Annotated in this window: 18 protein-coding genes; all 18 read right to left on the bottom strand. The window is 36.4% G+C overall.

The features are described 5' to 3' along the window. Positions 1-142: 142 nt before the first annotated feature. Positions 143-1,096, bottom strand: coding sequence for an ABC transporter permease (locus ACFFIS_RS11100; protein ID WP_320378959.1), 954 nt, complete (start codon positions 1,094-1,096; stop codon positions 143-145). After that, positions 1,096-2,151 carry an ABC transporter permease gene (locus tag ACFFIS_RS11105; protein ID WP_390187888.1) on the bottom strand — a complete coding sequence of 352 codons (1,056 nt, stop codon included), beginning with the start codon at positions 2,149-2,151 and terminating at the stop codon, positions 1,096-1,098. The genes ACFFIS_RS11100 and ACFFIS_RS11105 overlap by 1 nt, the downstream gene beginning before the upstream one ends. Further along, entirely contained in the window at positions 2,151-3,686 is a 1,536-nt protein-coding gene (locus tag ACFFIS_RS11110) for an ABC transporter ATP-binding protein (protein ID WP_390187546.1), read from the bottom strand. The genes ACFFIS_RS11105 and ACFFIS_RS11110 overlap by 1 nt, the downstream gene beginning before the upstream one ends. Before the next feature lie 156 nt (positions 3,687-3,842). Then, entirely contained in the window at positions 3,843-4,946 is a 1,104-nt protein-coding gene (locus tag ACFFIS_RS11115; protein ID WP_320378958.1) for a BMP family lipoprotein, read from the bottom strand. A gap of 102 nt (positions 4,947-5,048) precedes the next feature. After that, on the bottom strand, positions 5,049-5,774 hold the full coding sequence (locus ACFFIS_RS11120; RefSeq protein ID WP_390187548.1) for a GntR family transcriptional regulator: 726 nt from the start codon (positions 5,772-5,774) through the stop codon (positions 5,049-5,051). Positions 5,775-6,020: 246 nt separating this feature from the next. Further along, on the bottom strand, positions 6,021-8,312 hold the full coding sequence (locus tag ACFFIS_RS11125) for an FtsK/SpoIIIE family DNA translocase (RefSeq protein WP_390187549.1): 2,292 nt from the start codon (positions 8,310-8,312) through the stop codon (positions 6,021-6,023). A 310-nt stretch (positions 8,313-8,622) separates the two neighbouring features. Further along, a complete protein-coding gene (locus tag ACFFIS_RS11130; protein ID WP_390187550.1) occupies positions 8,623-8,829 on the bottom strand; it encodes a YlzJ-like family protein in 207 nt (68 codons plus the stop codon). After that, positions 8,826-9,566, bottom strand: a complete 741-nt coding sequence (locus ACFFIS_RS11135; protein WP_390187551.1) for a ClpP family protease — start codon at positions 9,564-9,566, stop codon at positions 8,826-8,828. The genes ACFFIS_RS11130 and ACFFIS_RS11135 overlap by 4 nt, the downstream gene beginning before the upstream one ends. A 177-nt stretch (positions 9,567-9,743) precedes the next feature. After that, positions 9,744-10,610 (bottom strand): 4-hydroxy-tetrahydrodipicolinate synthase, encoded by an 867-nt coding sequence (gene dapA, locus ACFFIS_RS11140; protein ID WP_320378955.1) that lies wholly within the window; start codon positions 10,608-10,610, stop codon positions 9,744-9,746. Between the two features lie 7 nt (positions 10,611-10,617). Next, positions 10,618-11,856 carry an aspartate kinase gene (dapG, locus tag ACFFIS_RS11145; RefSeq protein WP_390187552.1) on the bottom strand — a complete coding sequence of 413 codons (1,239 nt, stop codon included), beginning with the start codon at positions 11,854-11,856 and terminating at the stop codon, positions 10,618-10,620. Between the two features lie 20 nt (positions 11,857-11,876). Next, on the bottom strand, positions 11,877-12,926 hold the full coding sequence (gene asd, locus ACFFIS_RS11150) for an aspartate-semialdehyde dehydrogenase (RefSeq protein WP_390187553.1): 1,050 nt from the start codon (positions 12,924-12,926) through the stop codon (positions 11,877-11,879). A gap of 75 nt (positions 12,927-13,001) precedes the next feature. Then, entirely contained in the window at positions 13,002-13,592 is a 591-nt protein-coding gene (dpaB, locus tag ACFFIS_RS11155; protein WP_320378953.1) for a dipicolinate synthase subunit B, read from the bottom strand. Continuing rightward, the gene (gene dpaA, locus ACFFIS_RS11160) at positions 13,589-14,476 is read right to left on the bottom strand and encodes a dipicolinic acid synthetase subunit A (RefSeq protein ID WP_390187556.1); all 888 of its coding nucleotides are present in this window, start codon (positions 14,474-14,476) and stop codon (positions 13,589-13,591) included. Before dpaA ends, dpaB begins: the two co-directional genes overlap by 4 nt. A 259-nt stretch (positions 14,477-14,735) precedes the next feature. Next, positions 14,736-14,969: a YlmC/YmxH family sporulation protein gene (locus ACFFIS_RS11165; RefSeq protein WP_320378952.1), complete on the bottom strand. Its 234-nt coding sequence runs from the start codon at positions 14,967-14,969 to the stop codon at positions 14,736-14,738. Between the two features lie 67 nt (positions 14,970-15,036). Continuing rightward, positions 15,037-16,257: a M16 family metallopeptidase gene (locus ACFFIS_RS11170; protein ID WP_390187559.1), complete on the bottom strand. Its 1,221-nt coding sequence runs from the start codon at positions 16,255-16,257 to the stop codon at positions 15,037-15,039. Between the two features lie 49 nt (positions 16,258-16,306). Further along, a complete protein-coding gene (locus ACFFIS_RS11175) occupies positions 16,307-17,257 on the bottom strand; it encodes a polysaccharide deacetylase family protein (RefSeq protein ID WP_320378951.1) in 951 nt (316 codons plus the stop codon). Positions 17,258-17,417: 160 nt separating this feature from the next. Continuing rightward, a complete protein-coding gene (locus tag ACFFIS_RS11180; RefSeq protein WP_320378950.1) occupies positions 17,418-19,517 on the bottom strand; it encodes a polyribonucleotide nucleotidyltransferase in 2,100 nt (699 codons plus the stop codon). 151 nt (positions 19,518-19,668) lie between these two features. Continuing rightward, entirely contained in the window at positions 19,669-19,938 is a 270-nt protein-coding gene (gene rpsO, locus ACFFIS_RS11185) for a 30S ribosomal protein S15 (RefSeq protein ID WP_320378949.1), read from the bottom strand. Positions 19,939-20,116 lie beyond the last annotated feature (178 nt).

Below are 20,116 nucleotides of genomic sequence, written 5' to 3' on the forward strand. Positions count from 1 at the left end.
TGTTTATCCTGCCGCTTAAGTGGCAGGATAAACAGATCCCGAATCATTAATATTTTAGCGACCTTAATTCAGCCACCAACACTATTTGACAAAGAGCCAACAAAGCGACATGCAAATTGCATGTCGCTTTGTTTTACACTTCTTAACGGCCACCTTTAATATATGGATCACCATTAGCAGCCGGCGCTTCCGCACGACCGATAAATCCTGCTAACGCCAAAATAGTTAACACATACGGTGCAATAAGCAAGAATATCGGTGGAACACCTTGTAAAAAGGGAATACTTGCACTTACTACACTTAAACTTTGTGCAAAGCCAAAAAACAACGCTGCACCCATTGCTCCTAAAGGATGCCATTTACCAAAAATTACTGCAGCAAGGGCCATAAAACCTTGTCCAACAATTGTGGAGTGCGAGAAATTGTCCACAATTGTTAAAGCAAATACAGAACCACCTAGACCACCTAATGCACCTGAGATAATAACTGCAATATAACGCATTTTATAAACGTTAATGCCATTTGTATCTGCAGCCATTGGGTGTTCCCCTACTGCTCTTAAACGAAGACCAAACGGTGTTTTGTATAATACAAACCAAGCTATGAAAGCTACAATAATTGCTAAGTATGAGGTTAAATAAATACCATCAAAGAACATTGGACCGATAACAGGTATATCTGAAAGTCCTTTTATACTTTTTGTATAAAATGGTTGGGAAACCATATCAGTTTGCCCTTTTCCATACCATTGTTTTGTTAGAAAGACACCCAAGCCCAATGCTAGGAAGTTTATCGCAACACCACTTACAACTTGATCTGCCCGAAACGATATAGACGCAACAGCGTGAATAATTGAAAAGAGTGCCCCTACAATCGTTGCAACTAATATGGATACCCAAGGTGTCCACGCACCTAGAACATCAGCAAAAGTAAGGTTAAAAACAATCCCAACAAATGCCCCCATTACCATTAAACCTTCTAATCCAATGTTAACAACACCAGATCGCTCACTGAACACTCCACCAAGTGCTGTAAATATCAGAGGTGCTGAAAAGAATAAAGTGGTCGGGATAATTGATTGTAAAATATCAATCATTATTTATTTCCCCCCTTCGAAAAACGAAGTAAAAACCATCGAATGATGTAGCTAGATGCTACAAAGAATATAATCAATGCAATAATAATATCAACAAGCTCCGTAGGAACACCTGCTCCTGTAGGCATTTCTCCTGCACCTTCTTTTAAAGCACCAAATAAAAATGCAGCAAGCACCACTCCAAACGGGGTATTTGCACCAAGTAGCGCAACGGCAATTCCATCAAAGCCAATGTTTGTATTACCAGACATAACCGATATGTTACCATATGTGCCTAGTCCTTCCATAGCTCCGCCTAAACCTGCAAGAGCACCCGCAATTATCATAGCAAGAATAATATTTTTACTAACATTCATTCCGGCATACTTTGAGGCGTGTTGATTATATCCGACTGATTTAATTTCATAACCCAATGACGTTCGCTCGATGAGAAACCAAACAATAACTGCGGCTATTAAAGCAATAATAATTCCATAATGAACACGAGAAAAATAAGTTATACTTTGTAACCATTCAGAGGCTAATGAAGCCGTGCTATGAATATCGTCTGTTGTTGTTTTATGGTCCGTTAATACATCACGTATGATAGCATTTGTAGAATACAATGCAACATAATTCAACATAATTGTTACGATTACTTCATGAACTCCTAGCTTAGCTTTTAAAATCCCTGGGATAAATCCCCAAAACGCACCAGCAATCATTGCAGCAATTAACGCAAGTGGTAAATGAATGATCATAGGTGCTTCAACGGTCATACCTACCCAGACTGCGGCTAACCAACCTACAATTACTTGACCTTCGGCACCAATATTAAATAAATTAGCTCGAAAAGCAAAAGCAATTGCAAGTCCAGATAAGATATATGGTGTAGTTCTTCTAATTGTTTCCCCGATTGCATAAGCATCTCCAAACGCACCACGCCATAATGCTTGGTAACCAGTGATTGGATTATGGCCAGAAACTAACATAATAATTGCTCCAGCTATTAGTCCAAGTATGACTGATATAACAGGCACTAAAATCCCGAATAACCGATTATTGGATGATGTCATCATACTTCACCCGCCTTTTGTGCTTTACTTCCTGCCATAAGCAATCCTAGTTCTTGCTCATTGGTATCTTCTGGTTTTAGATCTGCAACGATTTGCCCATCAAACATAACGGCAATTCGATCACTAACATCTAATATTTCATCGAGTTCAAATGAAATAAGCAATACCGCACGTCCTTTATCTCTTTCTTCAATTAGCTTTTTATGAATAAATTCTATTGCACCAACGTCTAGTCCTCTTGTTGGCTGGGCGGCTATTAATAAATCAGGAGACCGATCTATTTCGCGTCCAATAATTGCCTTTTGTTGATTTCCACCTGATAAAGCACGGGCCTTCGTAAATTCAGTTGGGGTACGCACATCATACTCCTTGATTATTTCGTTTGCCTTACTATATATTTTCTTATAATCTAATATTTTGTGTTTCGAAAAAGGCGCCTGATAATACGTTTGTAGAACGATATTTTCTCCAATTGAATAGTCAAGGACTAAACCAAATTTATGCCGATCCTGCGGAATATGCCCTACACCGCTCTCCGTAATTTTTCGTGGCGTAAGATTCGTAATATCTTTTCCATTTAGTAATACTTTTCCTGCCTCTGCCTTTCTTAGCCCAGTAATTGCTTCGATTAACTCAGTTTGACCATTCCCGTCAATTCCCGCAATACCAACAATTTCGCCAGCCCGTAACTCAAGACTTAAGCCTTTTACTAGATCAACTTTTCGGGAATCTTTCACCCGTAAGTCTTCAATTTTAACAACAACATCTTTTGGTTGAGCAGGTTTTTTATCTGTCTTAAAGCTAACCTCTCTACCAACCATTAAAGAGGCCAATTCATTCGGATTTGTATTTGCTACTTCTACTGTGCCAATTCCCTTTCCTTTTCGAATGACCGTACATCTATCTGCCGCTTCCATAATTTCTTTTAATTTATGCGTGATTAAAATAATAGATTTTCCTTCTTTTACAAGGGAACGCATAATTTCCATTAATTCAGCAATTTCCTGCGGTGTTAATACGGCTGTTGGTTCGTCAAATATTAATACTTCAGCTCCGCGATACAATGTTTTTAATATTTCTACACGTTGCTGCATACCTACAGATATATCGCGAATTTTTGCTCTTGGATCAACTTTTAAGCCATATTGATCAGATAGTTTTTGTATTTCCTTTTCTGCTTTCTTTATATTAATTGTTCCGGTTTTTGTTTTTGGTTCGCTACCTAAAATGATATTTTGTGTAACTGTAAATGGTTCGACTAACATAAAGTGTTGATGAACCATTCCAATACCTAAGTCATTAGCAATATTAGGATTTGTAATTTCAACCTGTTTCCCTTTCACCTTAATTTCCCCTGCTTCTGGCTGATAAAGCCCAAATAGCACGTTCATTAATGTGGATTTTCCGGCCCCATTTTCTCCTAATAAAGCGTGAATCTCACCTTTTCTTAATTGAACCGTTATGTTGTCATTCGCTACAATCCCCGGAAATTCTTTGCGAATGTTCAACATTTCAATAACGTATTCAGATTTCATCTGTCAATCACCCCTCTTATAAAGAAGTTTTTACTTTTTTTATTTAATATAAAGTATTAAATTTACCAAGTGAAAAAGATAATCAATTTATCCTCTTCAATTGAGAAATTTAAACTTTGGAAAAGGCTGATATGTACAGCCTTTTCCAACTATTTTTTAAAGGTTTTTCAAAAATTGCTCCGTTTCGTCACGAGTTTTAGGTACATCAATTTCGCCTGCAAGAATTTTCTTTTGATAATCCTCAACAGCATCAATAATGTCTTGACTCATTGCTTCTTTATTTGTAGTTGCTACAGAAATAGCATCTTCTTCAAGACCATACTCTAAGTGGTCACCACCATGATGTGAACCTTTAACTGCTTGGTTTGCAACGTCCTGTACAGCTACATCAACTCGTTTTACCATTGAAGTTAATGTAATGTTATGGTCGCCAATTTGTCCTTCATCATGTTGGTCACGGTCAACACCAATTACCCAAATTTCTTTATCAGGGTCATTTTGTTTAATGTCTTTCGCTTCGTTAAATACACCGTTACCAGTTCCACCTGCTGCATGGTAGATGATATCTACGCCTTTGTTATACATATCTTTTGCAATAACTTTACCTTTGTCTGCTGCACCAAAAGATTCAGCATATTGAACATCTACATCAATATCAGGATTTACAGATTTAACACCTGCAATGAAGCCTGACTCAAACTTATTAATTAGCGGAGAATCAATTCCACCAACAAACCCAACTTTGTTTGTTTTAGTTTTCATTGCAGCCGCAACACCAACTAAGAATGAACCCTGATGCTCTTTAAATGTAATACTTGCAACGTTTGGCTCCTCAATAACATCGTCAACAATTGCAAAATGGTTATCAGGATATTGTTTCGCAACCTTTGTTAAATCTTCAAGTAATTCAAAACCAATACCAAATATCAAATCATAATCATCACGGATTAAACGTGTAAGGTTAGGCATGTAATCAGATTTTGCATTTGATTGTGCATAATTATAATTTTCGCCCTTTTCTCCACCATGTTCATCACCCCATGCTTGTAAACCTTCCCAAGCAGATTGGTTAAATGACTTATCGTCTACTCCACCTATGTCTGTAACCATTGCTACTTTAAAATCTGTATCAGATTTTTTATCTGCATCTCCAGATTTACCTTCATCAGATCCTTTTTTTGTATCACCGCTACCACAAGCAGCAAGAACTAAACCTAAAGTTAAAAGGATGACTGTTAATAATGTAAATTTCTTTTTCAACTAAATTACCTCCCTGTTTTTAAATTAAAATATAGTTTGCTACCATTAGCATTGCACGTCCAATTATATTTTTGCATCACCCCCTCAAATGAATGCAACCCCTTACATTCTTTTTCGTAGCACATGAAAACTAAATATATCAGAACGAAAATAATTAGCTGAATACAAGACAGGTTCATCGTTACTTGTATAATGCATTTGTCTTAATAACAACATTGCCTGGTCTGAGCTACAGTTTAAAATATTATAAATACGATTGTGATATGAAATTGGTTCTATGTATGTAACCGCATAGGCAACACGTTTATGAGAATATGTTTCGATAAGTTTAAACAACGAGTCCTCTTTATGTAGCAACTCGATTGGAATAATACCAGATGGTAATTTATCAATACAAAAAACTACCGGCTCACCATTTGCTGTCCGGACACGTTCTATTTTTACAATTTCATTAATTTTAACGGGTGCAAAAGAGTTTATTTCCTCTGTTGTCGGTTGATAAACTTCCGTAGATAAATATTGAGATCCAGCCACTTTTCCAGATTCCTCAATCATATATGTAACACTACGTAATTGCTCGATTCCGGAAGAAAAAATAGGTTTAGGATTCACAAAAGTACCAACCCCATGCCTTCTAACAACAATATTTTCCTCTTCTAGAATACGCAATGCCTCTCTTAATGTTGCCCGAGAAACGCCTAATTGTTTGGATAAAAGAAATTCTGACGGTAACTTTTCCTTTGCCTGATATTTACCGTTTTCAATATCCATTTTTAATTTATCAATTACTTGTAAATATAAGTGGCGAGAATCAGCCTTTATAGACATAACGTCCCCCCTTGCCGCTTTCTTTAAAAGATCAGACCTCTGACATTTCCATTTTAAATATATCATTCTTAAGCAGATAAATAAATAGGTTTCTACATTTTTTTTAAGTTCTTTCATACTTTGTGACAAAACATGTCGATTATTGACCAAAAAAAGGCAGTTGCGACATTGAAATTATGCACGTTACAACTGCTGAGTATTTATTAATATAGCATGGTTCAAACAAAAAATTTAATTCTCTACTTTTCATCCCTCATTCACTGTTAATTCTTCTGGTTTTTGGGATATTAATACTGTGCGTGGTTTGCTACCTTCATATGGACCAACGATTCCTCTATCTTCCATAGCATCAATTAAACGTGCAGCTCGTGTATATCCAATTCGAAATCTACGCTGTAACATCGATACACTCGCACTTTGCATTTCAATTACGAGTTGCACAGCATCATCATAAATTTCATCATCCACTTCCTCCAGTACTTCATCATGATCTTCTGGTATCATTTCCTCCTGGTAGGAAGCCTTTTGTTGTTCAATGCAATGATGTACAATACGCTCAACTTCATCATCAGATAAGAATGCACCTTGCACACGAACAGGCTTTGAAAAACCTACAGGCATAAAGAGCATATCACCACGTCCAAGTAATTTTTCAGCTCCACCAGCATCTAAAATTGTACGTGAATCAGTCTGTGAAGATACACTAAAAGCAATCCTTGAAGGTATATTCGCTTTAATGACACCAGTTATTACATCTACAGATGGGCGTTGTGTTGCAATAATAAGATGAATACCAGCAGCACGCGCCATTTGTGCCAATCTTGTAATTGCATCTTCCACATCGCTTGATGCAACCATCATTAAATCTGCAAGCTCGTCCACAATTACAACAATATATGGAAGGTTAGGTTGTTCGTCATCGGTAATTTGATTATGTTTGCTGACATATTCATTATAGCCCTCAATATTCCTTGTACCTGTTTCTGAGAACAAATCATACCTACGTTCCATTTCAGACACTACTTTTTTTAATGCTCGTGATGCTTTCTTTGGATCGGTAACAACAGGCGCTAATAAATGGGGAATACCATTATAAACATTTAGCTCCACTTTTTTCGGGTCAATCATCATCATTTTTACTTCATGGGGTTTAGCGCGCATTAATATTGTCGTAATAATGCCATTGACACATACACTTTTCCCACTACCCGTTGCACCCGCAATTAACAAGTGGGGCATTTTATTTAATTCCGCAACAACAGCATCTCCTGAAATATCACGACCAAGCGCAACGAGTAACTTGGACTGATGATTTCCAGATATATTATCTATTACTTCACGTAAAGATACCATCGCGACTTCTTTATTTGGTACTTCAATACCGACTGCCGATTTCCCGGGTATTGGTGCTTCAATGCGCAAATCCTTTGCAGCTAAAGCAAGTGCTAAATCATCATGCAAATTAACAATCCTGCTAACCTTTACACCTGCTTCAGGATATATTTCATATTTTGTAACGGCTGGTCCTACATGAACTTTTGTCACTCTCGCCCGTACGCCAAAACTTTGAAATGTACGTTCTAACTTCTTTACAGTAGCTTGAAGCTGAGATTTTTCCTGCTGTTGTGTGTTTACAACTGGCTCAGCTAGTAATTGTGGTGATGGTAATATGTATTCATAATTTTCCGTTTCAGCCATCGCCATTGATTCTACTTCATCATGAACTAGTTCTTCAGCTGATGTCTCAGTTCGTTGTTGTTTCGGCTCATCACTCATATTAGCATCATGTGTAGTATATGCAGTATCTGTAAAGTCTTGGATAATGGGCTCCAGTTCCGCTTCAATAGGTGGTGGTACCTGATGATCAGTTGGATACGTTACATCAATTTGTGGTTCCTCAGCCTTCAATTTATCTGTTTTCCACTGTTTCAACTTTTCTACTACCTTTGCATAAACTTGATTACCTATTTTACTTAACTTCATAAATATATCGCCAATTGATAATTCTGTAATAAAAATCATACCAATAATCATAGAAAATATAGCGACAATTTTTGTACCAATAGATGAAAATAAAAAGTAACAAAATACAAGTAATATTGCCCCCACCATTCCACCACCGGTTTGGACTGCTGTACCTTGTCCATTTACAAAAGCAAAATAGTGCTGCCAGCTCGTTTTTATAATCGAAACGTCTTTTGTTAATACTAGTAAACTCTCTAACGTTTGAATGTGTGTCAACAGTAGTAATCCAGCGATGATAATATAAATACCAATCATTTTCCGATGCGTAAAATCAGGGTAGCGACGTTTTACAACGAGAATGATACCTGTAAACAATAGAAAGATAGATGCGATAAAATACCATATTCCAAAGAAAAACCGAAATATATGATCTAATCCACCTGGAATAAAACCTTCACTTATTGCACTTGCGCCACTTCCAAAAATCGCCAAAAAGATACATAATATCCCGAGCAACTCTAGTTTTATTTTTTGTTGCAATTTTTTCTTGCGTTTTTTTCTCTTTCTTGCCATCCTTAAACACCTCCAGGTCGGCCTCTTTCTTTATATGTATGGTTATTTGTTTTACATAATCCATTACTGTTAACCCCTTATCATACGGCAAATCCCTTCATTATCTCTGAAGATAGCTGGAAAATTACCACGCAAAAGAGCGTCCTAGCATCCGTTGAAGCCACTAAATATGACATGTGATATCAATATAGTTTATAGCAATATGTAATAGATTCCTATTTTAAACAATCATAAACCCTTGTCGTAATTCTGACAAGGGTGACTGATGTCTCTTCTTAGTATACCATATTGTAAATTATTCTCGATTAATTTATTTTAATATTGTTCCTGGATTGTATTGTTGATCTAAAAAGTCATTCGGATCGGTTGATAATAGCTGTAATAGTTGAAAAGACCCATCCGCTTGTTCTTCCACATAAAGTGTTTTCCCACCGTGGGAAACACAATGTCGCTTGCCAAATTCATTTTCATCTTGCGGAAAAATATCTGACTCTGATAAAGGTGTATACAAAATCATTGCACAACCCCCTCTGTTCCATCTTTATTTGCATTAATTAATTCTGTAACTTTTTCCATTGCCTCTTTCACACCACCTACCTCATCAATCAGCCCAAATTCCACCGCATCTGTCCCAACAACGTTCGTTCCAATGTCTCTCGTTAAATTACCTTTTGCAAACATTAAATCTTTAAACTTATCTTCTTTAATATTGGAATGAGATACAACAAACTGGATAACTCTATCCTGCATTTTTTCTAAGTATTCAAATGTTTGCGGTACACCAATTACTAATCCAGTTAAACGAATTGGGTGAATTGTCATCGTAGCTGTCGGTACAATATAACTGTAATTTGATGCAACTGCAATAGGTACACCAATTGAGTGTCCACCTCCAAGCACAATGGAGACGGTTGGTTTTGACATAGAAGCAATCATTTCAGCTAATGCTAATCCCGCTTCCACGTCTCCCCCAACTGTATTAAGTAAGATAATTAATCCTTCTATTTTTGGATTTTGTTCTATCGCTATTAGTTGTGGTAAAAGATGCTCATACTTTGTAGTTTTATTTTGTGGAGGTAATTGAATATGTCCCTCTACTTGCCCAATAATGGATAAGACATGAATATTGGAATCAGGTGCTTGTGGTACGTTCGTTTGACCAAGCTGCTGAATTTTTTCTACTAAAGATGATGCATTATTTGGTGATTCTTCCTGCGGTTGTTCTTCCGCTTTTTTTTCGTTATCCTTTTCCATTTCTACATGCAACTCCTTTTCTCATGTTCCACACCTTTTATAGGTAATCGAACATGGCAAATAATCATCCTCTACAACTAGTATGTTCTATATTATCTGGATACATGCGTTAAATTAATGGTTCCCTGACTTTTGAAGAAAAGTGTAAATAAAAAAATCGGCTCATTCGCCGATTTTTTACTTATTTAATAAAGATTTAATAAATTGTTCCTCTTGGTTCGTCAATTCAACTAAAGGTAATCGTACAGAACCACAGTCGACACCATATAGTTTTAAGGCAGCTTTAACAGGCGTTGGGGATGGTGCAGAAAAAAGCCCATTCATAACCGGAAGTACTTTTCGATGAATCGCTGCAGCCTCTTTATTTTGACCAGATTGAAATGCCTTAATCATCGTTTGCATCTCATTTCCTATTATATGCGATGCAACAGAAACAACTCCATCAGCTCCAATTGCAAGCATTGGTAACGTCAATCCATCATCTCCAGAGTATAAAGAAAAGTCTTCTGAAGTATGTGCAATTATTTCCGAAACTTGGTCTAAGTCTCCACTTGCTTCTTTGACTGAAACAATATTTTCAATTTCACTTAACCTTATGATTGTTTCCACACTCATTTTCACTGCTGAACGCCCAGGTATGTTGTACAACATAATGGGTAGTTTTGTTTCTTGTGCGATTGCTTTAAAATGTTCATACATTCCCAATTGATTTGGTTTATTGTAGTAAGGTACAACTAACATGATCCCATCTACACCACAAGCTTCGGCCTCTTTTGTTAAAAGTATCGATTCTTTCGTATTGTTACTTCCAGTACCTGCGATAACAGGAACCCGTTTGTTCACTACTGCTACGACATGTTTAAATAATGCAATTTTCTCATCGTGCGATAAGGTTGGAGACTCACCTGTTGTACCTGCAACAACTAAAGCGTCTGTCCCATTCGCTAATAAATGTTCAATTAAATCGTTCGTTCGATTATGGTCCACATTTCCATCTTTATCAAACGGGGTAACCATGGCCGTCAATACATTACCAAAGTTCATTTTTTTCCTACCTTTCATGAAGCTCTTTTTTATTTATTTTACCTAGTTCAAATTCTTCATGTAGTGCGTTTACAGCAGTCTTTAAATCTTCTTCTTTCACTAAAACCCAAATTGTTGTGTGACTATCTGCAGACTGAAGAATTTGTACATCCGCCTCTGTTAATGCTTGAACAATACGAGATGCTACTCCAGGTACACCAGTCATCCCAGCACCTACTGCAGAAACCTTTGCACAATTATCTGTCGTTTCTGATTCAAAGCCTAATGTTTTTAAAATAGATATTGCTTTTTCTCGATGCGTATTCGGAACTGTATAAACAACACCTGTAGGAGATATGTTGATAAAGTCAACTGAAATTCCAGCATCAGCCATCGCCTTGAAGACATCCGATTGACGACTAGAACCTTCTTTCATGTTTACTTTTATTTGTGCAATATTTGCAATGTGAGCAATTCCTGTAATTAACCGATCTGTAATATCCATACCTAATTCAGCCGCTCGTGAAGAAGTTACCAATGTCCCACCGTCTTCTGCATATGTGGAACGAACTCGCATCGGAATTTTTGCCTGCATAGCAATTTCTACTGCTCGTGGATGAATGACTTTTGCTCCTTGGTATGCTAGATTACATATTTCCGTATACGTTACAACATCCAAAGGACAAGCAGATTCCACTACGCGTGGATCTGCTGTCATAATTCCATTCACATCCGTAAAAATTTCAATACGTTCTGCATTTGTAGCAGCACCAATGGCAGCAGCGGTCGTATCACTTCCGCCTCTGCCAATAGTTGTAATATCGCCTGCCTCTGATTGCCCTTGAAATCCTGCCACTACAACGACATCATGTGTTTCGAATTCTTTCAATACACGTTCCGGATGTACATGTTTAATTTTTGCTTGATTAAAATCATCGCTTGTTAAAAAACCGGCTTGTGCGCCGGTTAACGCAATTGAACGCACGTGATTCTTTTGTAACTCATTTGATAACACGACAGATGCAATTGTTTCTCCACACGACATAAGCAGATCAAGTTCTCGATTTGAGGTATATGTGGCTGGATAGTTTACTAAATCGAGTAAAGTATCTGTTGCATATGGATCCGGCTTTCTACCTAATGCAGAAACGACAACTATCACTTTATATTCTTGTAGCAATGCATTTTTTATATGTTGGATGACATGTTTCCTGTTCGAATCATTTTGAACAGAAGTACCTCCAAATTTTTGTACTAATATCTGCATGATGACGTAAACTCCTCAAGTTATAATGTAAGCCAATTATTTCGGATGACACTCTCCGCAATTTGTACTGTATTTAAAGCAGCACCTTTTAATAAGTTATCAGCTACAATCCACAAATGAAAGCCATTATCACAATCTAAATCTTTTCTAATTCGACCAACAAACACTTCATCTTTATCTGCAGCCGCTAAAGGGGATGGATACGTTTGTGTTTTAGGTTGATCTTGTAAGGTAATGCCATTTCCATTTTTTATCACTTCTTGGAAGTCTGCAACAGTGACACCCGCTTTGTCTATTTCCACATATACACTCTCTGCATGGGAAGTAAAAACGGGAATTCGTACACATGTAGCTGCAACTTTTAAGTTAGGAGCATGCATAATTTTCTTCGTCTCGTTTATCATTTTCAATTCTTCAAAGGTATATCCATTTTCTTGGAAAAGGTCAATTTGTGGTAGTGCATTAAAAGCTATTTGATAATGCTTTTTATCACCACTAACAGGTAAAATTTTCGGTTCAATTGGTTTTCCAGTTAAATAGTCCATTGACTCTGTTCTTAGCTCATCACTAGCTAATGAACCTGCTCCAGAAACTGCTTGATATGTGGAAACAATAATACGATTTAGACCAAACGCTTCTTGAATTGGTTTTAATGCAGCTACCATTTGAATTGTCGAACAGTTAGGATTTGCAATAATTCCCTTATGTTTTTTGATATCTATTTCATTTACTTCCGGAACGATTAACGGAACATCTTCATCCATTCGATAAGCACTTGTATTATCAATGACTACCGCGCCTCTTTTTACTGCTTCTGGAGCGAGTTTTTTAGATATTGCCCCACCAGCGGAAAACAGTGCTATATCTATATTAGCAAAGCTGTCAGGAGTTGCTTCTTCTAGCACAATTTCTTTTCCAGCAAATTCTACTACTCTACCAGCGGAACGACTTGAAGATAACAGCTTTAAGGTGTTAATTGGAAAATTCCGTTTCTCCAATACACGGACAATCGTTTGACCAACTGCACCACTAGCACCTACTACTGCGACGTTATATGTTTTATTAGACATTTGTATTCTCCCTTTCACTATCACTCTGCTTTTTTTACTTATATCATTCAATGTTCTTATTTTACCACATATTGCTTAATCAATAAATGGAATGAGTACTGGTTGCAACTGTTTTCCTTGTAATGCATGGTCCACTGTTTCAGACAGTAATTCCATATTGGATACTAATGAATTTGGTTTCTTAAATGGTGCATCTTGCCCATATGGAATAAAGTAAACTAATTTACTAGCCATTAGACGCATCAAATTTACCCCGTTTAAACCTAAAGCATCATTTGTAGCGATACCTAGTACTACTGGTTTTTGATTGCGCATCGTTGCTTTTGCGGCCATTAGAGGAGGAGAATCTGTAATTGCATTGGCTAGCCTACTCATTGAATTTCCCGTCAAAGGTGCAATAACCATACAATCTAGTGGCGTAATAGGTCCTAGAGGTTCCGCATCTGGGATTGTTGCAATCACCTTTTTACCAGTGATTGTCTCAATTTTTTCAATATGATCCTTTGCTTTTCCAAACTTTGTATCTACATTCTTCACATTATACGACACGACTGGATAAACTTCCGCTCCTAATTCCATTAACCGTTCTATTTGTGGAAAGACCGCCTCATAAGTGCAATGTGAAGCTGTTAAACCAAATCCAATTCTCTTTCCTTCAAAATTCATTTTAATCCACCCTTTCGCTCTTGTAAAATTTGAATAATGACATCAGCTAATATTTTCCCAGCAGTTTTTGGGGCTACAACTCCTGGTAGGCTTTCTGACAAAATGGCTTTTATGCCGCGCCTTTCAGCATATTCGAAATCTGTTCCCCCAGGTTTAGAAGCTAAATCAAATATTAAAGCATGCGGAGGAAGATACTTAATTGCCTCTTTATGAATAACTGGTGCCGGAATTGTATTAATCAAAATATCACAGCTTCCCGTATGATCAGCTAGTTTATCTAATGGTATTGCTGTTAATCCCATTTCGGTAACCCTAGCTAAGTCACGAATATGATTTGCAGCCACCGATACTTTTGCACCTAATGCGGAAAATTTATTTGCTACAGTATGACCTACCCTACCAAAGCCAGCAACAATAACCCTTGATGAGTGGATGGTGTAATCGGTGTGTTCCATTGCCATCATAATGGTTCCTTCGGCTGTAGGGATTGAATTATAAATTGCAACATCATCTCGATTTAATAAAGGAATAAGAACGGCGTTTGTATCTTTCGTAATATTATTTAAATACTCGTTTGTTATACCTGTAAAAATAGGCGTAGGTTTGGAAAGTTTTTGAAACCATTCTTTTGACAAACTAATCTTTTCATCAGAAAAAACAGTTTCCACTTTACCTGCTCCATTTGTACCAGTTATCGGTAGTACGATAGCGTCTAATGTTTTAAGCTCTAAATCCTCAAAATCCATTTGTTTTGAACCAGTAAAACCTTGTTCTAATTTGTTAAACCCTGTAATAATGGTTGTGATATGTGAAAGTGCGTTTAATTGTCGGATTAACTCAATATATCTTGCATCCCCACCAATAATCGCAATGATCTGATTCATGCAAATAACTACCTCCATGCTGTTTCTTATCGGTTTTAACGAATAGTGAAAGCCCCCGTAAAAATTATTTTCTATATAGCTTATGTCATATTGAAAAGAGAGTGATTAAGTAAGTAAAAAATAATCGTTTCCATGATTGATTAAGACTTATTTTGGAGTAATTTTGGAATAAAAAAAGCTTGTAGAGAAAACTACTATCTCTACAAGCAACATGATCCATTATTATTCTTTTTTATTTGTATAATGCTTTTTTATTAGATTATTTCATATCCACCATGATCATATCTTCGCCGATCTTCTTTATTGCATTCCAATTGATTTTCGTTTCTTCTCCTTGTTTTTTCAACCCAAACCATTTGTAATCCGGAATAATAAATGCACGTATTTGTCCAGTTGTCGTATCTATCTCCAAATCTGTTTGTCCAAGGATTCCGAGTCTTGTACCGTGGTGTATATTAACAATTTCTTTTCCACTAATATCCCTATATCGCAATGCATTCCCTCCAATTCATATGTTGTACACATATATATTCAAGGAAAGAAGGAATATGTATCATCTATTAGGTATGTTCCGGTGCGATGATAGCAGTAGAATAATCATGTTTGAAAACAAAATCTATAACGTCTTGAACAGATGAATCGCTTACCGTGTCAATTTCCTGGATCATTTCATCTAATGTACGGTGACGTTGTAATAGTAGTTCGTTCTTGCCGTTACGACTCATCCTGTTGTTCGTACTTTCTAAACTTAACATGAGACTACCTTTTAATTGTTCTTTACTATTGTTTAATTCTTTCTCTGTGATTCCTTTTTCAACAAATGTTTGAACTGTATTTTGAATCGTTTCTCTAAGGTGTGATAACTGTTCTTTACCAGTTCCAGCATAAATTGTTAATAACCCGCTGTCTAAATAGGATGTATGATAAGAAAAAACAGAATATGCAAGGCCTTGTTTTTCTCTTACCTCTTGAAACAATCTTGAGCTCATATTTCCACCGAGTACATTGTTCATGACGATCATACTATAAATTTGTGCGTCATCTACAGAAAACCCATTATAACCTAAACATATGTGGGCTTGTTCTGTATCTTTGCTTCTTTGTATTTGGTTACCGATAAATGTTGGTTTTTCAATTGGTGTTTCATGATTGTCGTATTGAAAAGAACCAAACAAATCCTCTACAAAAGTAAGGAATGAACTATCAACGTTACCTGCAACAGAGATAACAATATTTTCTGGAATATAGTGCTTCTTAATATACGCACGTAATGTCTCCTCATCAAAGGAAGCTAACTGCTCTTCTGTTCCTAGAATTGGATAGCCTAGTGGATGTTCTCCGAATGACGCACGGGCTAGTAGATCATGTACGATGTCGTCAGGTGTATCTTCATACATTTTGATTTCTTCATAAATAACTTTTTTCTCACGTTGCATTTCTTTTCCATCAAAGGTAGAATTAAAAAACATGTCTGCTAAAATGTCGAATGCATACTCTTTATGTGTATCCATTACACGAGCATAATAGCATGTATATTCTTTTGAAGTAAAAGCATTCACTTGACCACCTATCGAATCAAATGCTTCCGCAATATCTTGTGCTGACCGCGTTTTCGTTCCTTTGAAAAACATATGTTCCAAAAAGTGCGAAATTCCGTTTAATTCTTTGGATTCGTTTCTTGATCCAGTTAATACCCAAATACCCATTGATACAGAACGCACTGATGGGATTTGTTCTAGTACGATTCGTAGTCCATTTTTACATGTATGTTTTGTAAGCATAACGGGTTTACCTCCTTAAACCTTTAAACCTTGAAAATCCGAATAATTATTAACGTTCTTCAGATAATAGTTTATCTATTGTACCAATTTTATATCCTTTTCTCAGTATTTCCTTTATCATTTGATCCATTCCTTGAGCGACAGGCGGAGTTGGATGCATTAAAATTGTTGCGCCAGGATGCACTTTATTCATTACCCGGTTCATCATAACAGATACAGATGGTTTCTTCCAATCTATTGTGTCAACCGTCCATAGTATGGTTTGCATCTGATGCTCATGCGCAACCTTGACTACTTGATCAGTAAAGCTTCCACTCGGTGGTGCAAACCATTTTGGAGTTTCCCCAGTAATAGCCTTAATAATTTCATTTGTCTGTACAATTTGTTTTTCAATTTCCTCATTATTAAGATGTGCCATATCAGGATGATTATAAGCATGATTACCTAATGAGTGCCCTTCCTCTGCAATCATTTTTACGTATTCAACATTTTCCTTTGCCCATTTTCCTTCTATAAAAAAAGTTGCTTTTACTTCATTGGCCTTTAACGTTTTTAAAATCGTTGGAATATGTTCTGTCCCCCATGAAACATTAATTAAAAAGGCAACCATATCTTTATCCGGATGTCCCCGATAAATAGGAGCTGCAGGTAAATCTTCTAATGAAGTTTCTGGATTTACCTGGTCAAAAACGAGCTTTTTCTCATCGAAATTACCGGATCCCTTCATTAACTCATACGATTTGTTTATATTTACCTTTCTGCCATTACGTCCAGGTGTTTTCTTCCATACTCGATCGATATACGCATCTGTAGGTTCTTCTTTATATTGATCACTTTTATTTTTAATTTCTTTAAAAAGAGGATCTTCTGCATTTACTACCTCGACAAAAGAGCCACTTTGAAAATCATGGACTGTAAAAGGATTGTATTGCATATCCCAAACTAAAGCTACAATAAAAACAAATACAATAAGATGAATAATTCCTTGATAACGTTTCATACATGCCCCTCCCTCATTCTATTTGTATGAGGGGGTTGGACAAGATATGTTATGTTTTTCTTACTGTATTTGCTCTAAGTGTATGTACATTTGATTTCTTTCAAAAGAATCGTAACATAAAAAAGAAACTGGTTTTCCAGCTTCTTCATTAAGACGAACATCATTGATTTTGGTTTTGCTCGGCTAAAACAGCCTTTCGTGATAAATTAACTCTACCTTGTGAATCAATTTCTTTCACTTTTACCATTATTTGATCACCGATTTTTACAACATCCTCAACTTTATTCGTTCGCTTTTCATCTAGTTCAGAGATATGAACAAGGCCATCTTTTCCTTTGAACAATTCAACAAAAGCACCAAATTTTTCAATTCTTTTTACAGTTCCTAAATAGATTTGACCGACTTCAACTTCGCGCACAATATCTTCAATAATCTTTTGTGCCTTTTTATTCATTGCCTCATCAGTAGAGGAAATGAAAATATCTCCGTTTTGTTCAATGTCTATCTTCACACCAGTTTCATCAATAATTTGGTTAATTTGCTTTCCACTTGGGCCGATGACATCACGGATTTTCTCAGGTTTGATATGCATTGTTAATATTTTTGGTGCATATGGTGAAAGTTCATCTTTTGGCGCTTTTATCGTTTGCATCATTGATTCTAAAATTTGCATGCGTCCTTTTTTAGCTTGTGTAAGAGCTTCTGCCAAAATTTCCTTTGATAAACCCTCTACCTTAATATCCATCTGTAGTGCTGTTACACCTTTTTCCGTTCCAGCAACCTTAAAGTCCATATCGCCTAACGCATCTTCCATGCCTTGAATATCAGTTAAGATTGTATAATCGTTACCATCTGTAACTAGTCCCATGGCAATTCCTGCTACTGGTGCTTTAATTGGAACCCCTGCGTCCATCATAGCCAATGTACTTGCACAAATACTAGCTTGTGATGTCGAACCATTTGATTCCAATACTTCTGAAACAAGACGAATTGTATACGGAAAGTCTTTTTCACTTGGAACTACAACTTCTAATGCACGTTCCCCTAGTGCACCATGTCCAATTTCCCGACGACCTGGTCCACGTATTGGGCCCGTTTCTCCGACACTGTATTGTGGGAAATTATAATGATGCATAAAGCGTTTTGATTCTTCTAAATCTAGTCCATCTAAAATTTGTACGTCACCTAAAGCGCCTAACGTACAGATACTTAACGCTTGTGTCTGTCCGCGTGTAAATAATCCTGAACCGTGTGTACGTGGCAAAATACTTACTTTAGATGATAAAGGTCTAATTTCATCAGGTTTCCGACCATCTGGACGTACTTTTTCTTGTGTAATTAAGCGTCTAACCTCTGATTTTACAATATGGTCCAATACAGATTTCACTTTTTTTATGACATCTGTATCTTCTTCGTCATATTGTGCGAGAACTTCTTCTTTCACATGATTAATCGCTTCTTCTCTTGCGTGTTTTTCTTTTACTTGAATAGCTTCGATAAGTTTATCCTTCGCAGCACGTTCTACTGTCTCTTGTAACTTATCATCAACCTCAAATAAAATAACTTCCATTTTATCTTGATGAACTGTCTGAACAATTTCCTCTTGAAATGCAACGAGTTGCTTAATGGCTTCATGACCAAACATGATAGCCTCTAACATCACTTCTTCGGGTACTTCGTTTGCACCTGCTTCTACCATGTTAATCGCATCTTTAGTTCCAGCAACCGTTAATTCAATATCACTTTTTTCATGTTGTTCAATTGTTGGATTAATAATAAATTCTCCTTCAATTCTACCAACATGAACCCCAGCAATAGGTTCTGCGAATGGGATATCAGAAATACTTAAAGCAATAGAAGATCCAATCATTGCAGCAATTTCAGTTGAACAATCTTGATCGACACTCATTACAGTACTAATAACTTGTACTTCATTACGAAATCCATCTGGAAATAACGGACGTAATGGTCTGTCAATGAGTCGAGAAGCTAAAATAGCTTTTTCACTTGGTCGACCTTCTCTTTTTATAAAACCTCCTGGAATTTTACCAACTGCATATAATCTTTCTTCATAATTGACAGTTAGTGGGAAGAAAGGTAGATCTTTTGGTTCTTTTGAAGCAGTTGCTACCGAAAGAACTGAAGAATCACCATAACGTACCATACAAGCACCATTAGCTTGTTTTGCCAGTTCCCCTATTTCTACTGTAAATGTTTTACCTGATATTTCCGTGGAAAATACATGTTTATCATCTGACATGAATAAATAGTACTCCTTTCATCTTACATGATTCGTTTTCTCTTAGTTTACAAACAGTGTTGTTTTTTTATGTAAGTATTTATTTTAATGCTTATGAACACTTAAAAACATTGCAAAAAAAAGCAGGATTACTCCTGCTTTTTTAAACAAATTATCTACGTAGGCCGAGTTTTTGAATAAGATCACGGTAACGTGTAACGTCATTATTACGTAAATATGTTAGTAAATTACGACGCTTACCAACCATTTTCATTAGTCCACGACGAGAGTGGTGGTCTTTCTTGTGTATACGTAAGTGTTGGTTAAGATTATTAATTTCCTCCGTTAATACAGCAATTTGTACTTCTGGAGAACCAGTATCATTTTCATGTACTTTGAATTCGTTGATAATCTCATTTTTACGTTCTTTCGTAATAGCCATGTGTTGCACCTCCAATTATTTTTAGAATCCCCATTCCCCTAGCAAACGTCGGAGTTACGATTTGCCAAGCGATGGTTTTACGTTTTTAATCGTACACTTTTTTGATGAAAAATGCAAGTAAATAAAACATTTATTTACTTGACTACTTCCTTACATAAAGTCAATCATGATTATCAAA

It is taken from the genome of Paracerasibacillus soli (genome assembly GCF_042432965.1).
In the GTDB taxonomy this organism is placed as follows: domain Bacteria; phylum Bacillota; class Bacilli; order Bacillales; family Amphibacillaceae; genus Paracerasibacillus; species Paracerasibacillus soli.

Excerpts from the sequence above, each read along its gene's own strand:
- ACFFIS_RS11100 (WP_320378959.1), bottom strand. The coding sequence starts at position 1,096 with ATGATTGATATTTTACAATCAATTATCCCGACCACTTTATTCTTTTCA.
- ACFFIS_RS11105 (WP_390187888.1), bottom strand. The coding sequence starts at position 2,151 with ATGACATCATCCAATAATCGGTTATTCGGGATTTTAGTGCCTGTTATA.
- ACFFIS_RS11110 (WP_390187546.1), bottom strand. The coding sequence starts at position 3,686 with ATGAAATCTGAATACGTTATTGAAATGTTGAACATTCGCAAAGAATTT.
- ACFFIS_RS11120 (WP_390187548.1), bottom strand. The coding sequence starts at position 5,774 with ATGTCTATAAAGGCTGATTCTCGCCACTTATATTTACAAGTAATTGAT.
- ACFFIS_RS11125 (WP_390187549.1), bottom strand. The coding sequence starts at position 8,312 with ATGGCAAGAAAGAGAAAAAAACGCAAGAAAAAATTGCAACAAAAAATA.
- ACFFIS_RS11130 (WP_390187550.1), bottom strand. The coding sequence starts at position 8,829 with ATGATTTTGTATACACCTTTATCAGAGTCAGATATTTTTCCGCAAGAT.
- ACFFIS_RS11135 (WP_390187551.1), bottom strand. The coding sequence starts at position 9,566 with ATGGAAAAGGATAACGAAAAAAAAGCGGAAGAACAACCGCAGGAAGAA.
- dapA (WP_320378955.1), bottom strand. The coding sequence starts at position 10,610 with ATGAACTTTGGTAATGTATTGACGGCCATGGTTACCCCGTTTGATAAA.
- dapG (WP_390187552.1), bottom strand. The coding sequence starts at position 11,856 with ATGCAGATATTAGTACAAAAATTTGGAGGTACTTCTGTTCAAAATGAT.
- asd (WP_390187553.1), bottom strand. The coding sequence starts at position 12,926 with ATGTCTAATAAAACATATAACGTCGCAGTAGTAGGTGCTAGTGGTGCA.
- dpaB (WP_320378953.1), bottom strand. The coding sequence starts at position 13,592 with ATGAATTTTGAAGGAAAGAGAATTGGATTTGGTTTAACAGCTTCACAT.
- dpaA (WP_390187556.1), bottom strand. The coding sequence starts at position 14,476 with ATGAATCAGATCATTGCGATTATTGGTGGGGATGCAAGATATATTGAG.
- ACFFIS_RS11170 (WP_390187559.1), bottom strand. The coding sequence starts at position 16,257 with ATGCTTACAAAACATACATGTAAAAATGGACTACGAATCGTACTAGAA.
- ACFFIS_RS11175 (WP_320378951.1), bottom strand. The coding sequence starts at position 17,257 with ATGAAACGTTATCAAGGAATTATTCATCTTATTGTATTTGTTTTTATT.
- ACFFIS_RS11180 (WP_320378950.1), bottom strand. The coding sequence starts at position 19,517 with ATGTCAGATGATAAACATGTATTTTCCACGGAAATATCAGGTAAAACA.
- rpsO (WP_320378949.1), bottom strand. The coding sequence starts at position 19,938 with ATGGCTATTACGAAAGAACGTAAAAATGAGATTATCAACGAATTCAAA.